Origin of the sequence: Vibrio sp. 1874 (assembly GCF_033344395.1) — a bacterium.
Taxonomy (GTDB): Bacteria; Pseudomonadota; Gammaproteobacteria; order Enterobacterales; family Vibrionaceae; genus Vibrio; species Vibrio alginolyticus.
The window spans coordinates 1-1,058 of record NZ_JAWPOR010000177.1; the positions used below are offsets into that span (position 1 = coordinate 1).

Sequence of the window (1,058 nt, forward strand, 5' to 3'; positions counted from 1 at the left end):
GTCAAGGACGTTTGGGTTAGGGATGTATAATAAGCGCCGAAAGGCGCTTTTTCTTTTAATTACAATCCAATTACTATTCTTAATAGTTGATGTATTGCTGGGTGGCTTGCTGATGGCCGAAGGCTTCGCAATCCATATCAATAAAGGGTATGTGTACTTTGCGATGGCGTTTGGTTTGGTGCTGGAACTGTGTCACATCCAACTAAAGAACAAACAGCGCCGAACTATCCAGCGAATCAGGCCGATGCATCAACCACCCGTGGTTTATGGTGCCCGATAACTTACTAAAAAAGCCGCTCAAGAGAGCGGTTTTTTGTGTGCTTTTCTTTCAGTTTTATTTGCTGATTCAGAATTTGTCGTTTCGACAAAAAGTTGCATTTGTTGCATTGGATTGAATTTTTTATATAAACCGCCCAATCCACACGAGTGAATAAAATAAATGAACAAGCTGATCGATGCGTTAGCAACGGATGGTTACTACATTTGGGATGACTTTCTTTCTGAAGGCGAAGTAACCCAATTACGTGATTGCATACCGGATAATTGGAAGAAAGCACGCATTGGTCGAAATGATGATGTGACCCGAATTGAATCAATTCGTAGTGACAAAATTCAATGGTTAAAACCAGCTATGGGCCAGCCAATCGCGAATTATTTGAGCAAAATGGAAGAGATTCGACAAGAGGTGAACCTCCATTTCTTCTTGGGTTTGTTTGAGTATGAAGCGCACTTTGCTAAGTACGAAAAAGGCGATTTTTACCAAAAACACCTTGATTGCTTTAAAGGGAACGAAAACCGTCGCTTAACCACGGTGTTCTACATGAATGAATCTTGGAGTGAAGAGGACGCGGGCGAACTGGTCGTCTATGACCTCAATGACAAAGAAATCGCAACAATCCCGCCTCGTGGGGGGCGTCTACTGGTGTTCTTATCTGAACAGTTTCCTCATGAAGTGTTGCCGACTAACGCGGAGCGTTTCAGTATCGCTGGCTGGTTTAGAATTAATGGTGTGAGAGATAACCTTCTGGATATCGCGAGCTAACATTTAAAAATGAAAA

General features: G+C 42.3%; 2 protein-coding genes. Both read left to right on the forward strand.

The genetic code is table 11. The annotated features are described in order from the left end of the window. Nucleotides 1–280, forward strand: a 280-nt coding sequence (locus R8N46_RS25440; protein ID WP_318189807.1) for a hypothetical protein, incomplete at its 5' end; no start/stop codon positions are given. A 159-nt stretch (nt 281–439) separates the two neighbouring features. Beyond that, nucleotides 440–1,042, forward strand: a complete 603-nt coding sequence (locus R8N46_RS25445) for a 2OG-Fe(II) oxygenase (protein ID WP_318189808.1) — start codon at nt 440–442, stop codon at nt 1,040–1,042. Nucleotides 1,043–1,058: the final 16 nt, after the last annotated feature.

Coding starts and splice junctions, on each gene's coding strand:
- R8N46_RS25445 (WP_318189808.1), top strand. CDS start 440: ATGAACAAGCTGATCGATGCGTTAGCAACGGATGGTTACTACATTTGG.